Annotated in this window: 3 protein-coding genes; all 3 read left to right on the forward strand. The window is 66.4% G+C overall.

Features of this window, described 5'->3' with window-relative positions; all coding sequences use genetic code 11:
* The first annotated feature begins 53 nt into the window (after positions 1–53).
* The 3 genes from ACK1U9_RS24640 to ACK1U9_RS24650 are packed head-to-tail and all read left to right on the forward strand — an operon-like array spanning position 54 to position 4133.
* Positions 54–1595 (forward strand): MFS transporter, encoded by a 1542-nt coding sequence (locus tag ACK1U9_RS24640; protein ID WP_153670505.1) that lies wholly within the window; start codon positions 54–56, stop codon positions 1593–1595.
* A gap of 28 nt (positions 1596–1623) precedes the next feature.
* On the forward strand, positions 1624–2685 hold the full coding sequence (locus tag ACK1U9_RS24645) for an HlyD family secretion protein (protein ID WP_046617101.1): 1062 nt from the start codon (positions 1624–1626) through the stop codon (positions 2683–2685).
* Complete coding sequence (locus tag ACK1U9_RS24650) at positions 2682–4133, forward strand: efflux transporter outer membrane subunit (RefSeq protein WP_153670506.1); 1452 nt, start codon at positions 2682–2684, stop codon at positions 4131–4133. The genes ACK1U9_RS24645 and ACK1U9_RS24650 overlap by 4 nt, the downstream gene beginning before the upstream one ends.
* Positions 4134–4167 lie beyond the last annotated feature (34 nt).

Below are 4167 nucleotides of genomic sequence, written 5' to 3' on the forward strand. Positions count from 1 at the left end.
CGACCTTCTTAGACTTGCTCCAGTCGCAAATTTGTTGCTGGAGATGTCTGCCCATGAGTTCCCTGTCCGCCCAGTCTGCCGCGATTGCCGCCGCCCCCGCGCCGGCCGCGCCTGCGCAGACTGCGTTCGGCCTGCAGGTAGTGGTCGGGCTGTTCGGTGTGCTGCTGGCCGTGCTGTGCGCGGGCCTCAACGAGTCGGTAACCAAGATCTCCCTGGCCGATATCCGTGGTGCCATGGGCATCGGTGCCGACGAAGGCGCCTGGCTGCTGGCGGTCTACAGCGCCGCTTCGGTCTCGGCCATGGCCTTCGCGCCATGGCTGGCCACCACGTTCTCGCTGCGGCGCTTCACCATGAGCGCCATCTGCCTGTTTGCCGTGCTCGGCCTGCTGCAACCGTTCGCCCCAAACCTGCACAGCCTGATGTTGCTGCGTGTACTTCAAGGCTTCGCCTCTGGCGCCTTGCCGCCCATGTTGATGAGCGTTGCCCTGCGCTTCCTGCCACCGGGCATCAAGGTTTATGGCCTGGCCTGCTATGCCCTCACCGCCACCTTCGGCCCCAACCTCGGCACGCCGCTGGCAGGGCTGTGGACTGAATACGTCGGTTGGCAGTGGGCGTTCTGGCAGATCATCCTGCCTTCGGCGCTGGCCATGTTCTGCGTCGGTTGGGGCCTGCCGCAGGACCCGCTGCGCCTGGAGCGCTTCAAGCAGTTCGACTGGCGCGGCCTGCTGCTCGGCCTGCCGGCCATCAGTAGCATCGTGCTGGGCCTGTCGCTGGGTGACCGCTGGGGCTGGTTCGATTCGCCGCTGATCTGCTGGCTGCTCGGCGGTGGCCTGCTGTTGCTGGTGCTGTTCATGTTCAACGAATGGTCCGAGCCGCTGCCGTTCTTCCAGTTGCGCATGCTGTCGCGGCGCAACCTGAGTTTCGCCCTGGTGACCCTGGCCGGTGTGCTGATCGTGCTCTCGGGTGTTGGCAGCATTCCGTCAGCCTACCTGGCGCAGATCCAGGGCTACCGGCCTGCGCAGACCAGCCCGCTGATGATGCTGGTGGCCATGCCGCAGTTGATCGCCCTGCCGCTGACGGCGGCGCTGTGCAACATCCGCGCGGTGGACTGCCGTTGGGTACTGGGCATCGGCCTGGCGATGCTGGCGCTGTCCTGTGTCGGCAGCAGCCTGCTGACCAGCGAGTGGATCCGAGGCGACTTCTACCCGTTCTACCTGCTGCAGGTGTTCGGCCAGCCGATGGCGGTGCTGCCGCTGCTGATGCTGTCCACCAACGGCATGACCCCGCAGGAAGGCCCGTTCGCCTCCAGCTGGTTCAACACCGTCAAGGGCCTGGCCGCAGTGATCGCCGGTGGCCTGCTGGACGCCTTGGGCACCCTGCGCCGGCACTTCCATTCCAACCACCTGGTGGACAGCCTGGGCAACGCCCCGCTGGTCGACGATAACGCAGCCGGCCTGGCCAGGCGCATCCACGATCAGGCGTTGGTGCTGACCTCGGCCGACCTCTACCTGGTCATGGCCTGCATTGCCGTGGCCCTGATCTGCCTGATTCCTTTCGTGCCTACCCGGGTCTATCCACCGCGCGCGGTGGCTTGAACCCTGGATGAATTCGAGAACCACTGAAATGACCAACAACCGCAAAACCCTGTTCATCGGCTCGGTGCTTGCCGTGGCCGTCCTGGCCGGCATCGTCGGCCCCTGGATGTTCGGCAGCGACCATCGCCAGAGCACCAATGACGCCTATGTGATCGCCGACTACACAGTGGTCGCGCCCAAGATCGCCGGCTTCATCAAGGAGGTGCTGGTGGAGGACAACCAGCAGGTCAAGGCCGGCCAGTTGCTGGCGACCATCGATGACCGTGACTACCAGGCCGCGCTGGATGCCGCGAAGGCGCAGTTGCTGGTGGCCCAGGCACAAAGCGCCGATGCCCGTGCCACCCTCGAGCGCCAGGCTTCGCTGATCGCCCAGGCTGAGGCTGCAGTCAAAGCGGCCCAGGCCGAAGCTGCGTTCGCCGATCATGAGGTCAACCGCTACAGCCGTCTGGCCGAGCAGGGTGCCGGCACAGTGCAGAACGCCCAGCAGGCGCGCAGCGGGGTCGACCAGGCCCGCGCACGCCTGGCCAATGCCCAGGCGGCACTGGTAGCGGCGCGCAAGCAGGTGGATATCCTTGCCGCCCAGGTTGCCAGTGCCGACGGCCAGCTGAAACGCGCCGAGGCGGGGCTGGAAAAGGCCCAGCTCGATTTGTCCTACACCCGCATCACCGCGCCGGTGGACGGCATGGTCGGCGAGCGCGCCTTGCGTGTGGGTGCCTACGTCAACCCGGGCGCCCGCCTGCTGTCGGTGGTGCCATTGCAACAGGCCTATGTGGTAGGCAACTTCCAGGAAACCCAGCTGACCCACGTACAGCCTGGCCAGGCCGTGAGCATCAGCGTCGATACCTTTGCCGGCGAGAAACTGCAGGGCCATGTGGACAGCATCGCTCCGGCCACCGGCGTGACATTCGCTGCGGTCAAGCCCGACAACGCTACCGGCAACTTCACCAAGGTGGTACAGCGCATTCCGGTGAAGATCGTTTTCGATGACGGCCAGCCGCTGCTTGCCCGCCTGCGCGTAGGCATGTCGGTGGAGGCGACCATCGACACCCGTGGCGACAAGCTGGACGGCAAAGAGGTAAGCGCACGATGAAACCGGCATCACGCTTGAGCCCTTTGCTGCTGGCCGCATTGATGGCTGGCTGCACCCTGGGCCCGGACTTCCAGCGCCCTGACAGCCAGGCAGCGCAACAGTGGGCGCCGCTGCAAGGCGAGGTGGCGGCCAGCCAGCCGCAGGCCGAACCGCTGGAACTGCGCTGGTGGGAGAGCTTCCACGATGCCCGCCTGAGTGCCTTGATCCAGCGTGTTGCCGAGCGCAACCTCGACCTGCAGATGGCCAGCGCCCGCCTGCTGCAAAGCCGCGCCCTGCGCAGCACCGTGGCAGCCGACCAAGTACCGTCGGTGGACGTAAACGCCGGCTACAGCCGCGCGCGCAACAGTGCCGAAGGCCTGAGTGACCCGTCCGGCAAGGCGGGCAAGGAAGCCTTCAACCTCTGGCAGGGCGACCTGGTGGCCGGTTGGGAGCTGGACCTGTGGGGCCGTGTGCGGCGCCAGGTCGAGGCTGCCGATGCCACGGTCGAGGTAGCCGAGAACGACCGCCGCGGCGTGTTGCTGGCATTGCTTTCGGAAACCGCCGGCAACTACATCCAGCTGCGCGCCGTGCAGCACACCATCGATGTGACCCGCGACAACCTCAAGGTCGCCCAGCACAGCCTGAAGTTGTCCGAAAACCGCCAGGCCGAAGGTGTCGCCACGCGTCTGGACGTGGCCCAGGCCAATGCCCAGGTCGCCTCGATCGAGTCTCGCCTTCCAACCCTGGAAGCGCGGCGCGATGACCTGATCAACGCCCTCAGCCTGCTTGCCGCCGAACCGCCGCGCAGCCTGCAGGCCGAGTTGCTGCAGGGCGGCGAACTGCCTGCGCCGCAGCAGAAGTTCGCCATTGGCTTGCCGTCCGAACTGGCCGAGCGCCGCCCGGACATTCGCCAGGCCGAGGCCCGCCTGCATGCCGCCACTGCCAGCATTGGCGTGGCCAAGGCTGACTTCTACCCCAGCATTCGGCTGTCGGGCAATGTCGGGTTCCAGGCCATGCAGCTGTCCGATTTCGGCGCCTGGGATTCGCGCCGTTTCGCCTTTGGGCCGCAGCTGTCGCTGCCGATCTTCGAGGGTGGCCGGCTCAAGGGCACCCTGGAACTGCGCGAGGCGCAGCAGCAGGAAGCGGCGCTGAACTACCGCAAGGTGGTGCTGGGTGCCTGGCATGAAATCGACGATGTGCTACGCCTGTACAACGCCAGCCAACTGCGCCGCGACCACCTGGCCGAGGCGGTGCGGCAGAACCGCATCGCCCTGGAAACTGCCCAGCGCCAGTATGTGGAAGGGGCAGTGGACTTTCTCAACGTGCTGACAGTGCAGGGTGCCTTGCTGGCCAGCGAGGAGCAGTGGATCGACAGTTCGGCGGCGGTGTCGCAGGCGCTGGTGGGGCTGTACAAGGCCCTGGGTGGTGGCTGGCAGGCGTTTGATGAGCAGCCAGCGAAGAAAGCATAAAGCCGGGGGCCGCTTTGCGGCCCATCGCCGGGGA

This window comes from Pseudomonas sp. XP1, assembly GCF_053557675.1.

What these genes read in the sequence shown, in the direction of transcription:
- ACK1U9_RS24650 (WP_153670506.1), top strand. Translation starts at nt 2,682, where the DNA reads ATGAAACCGGCATCACGCTTGAGCCCTTTGCTGCTGGCCGCATTGATG.
- ACK1U9_RS24645 (WP_046617101.1), top strand. Translation starts at nt 1,624, where the DNA reads ATGACCAACAACCGCAAAACCCTGTTCATCGGCTCGGTGCTTGCCGTG.
- ACK1U9_RS24640 (WP_153670505.1), top strand. Translation starts at nt 54, where the DNA reads ATGAGTTCCCTGTCCGCCCAGTCTGCCGCGATTGCCGCCGCCCCCGCG.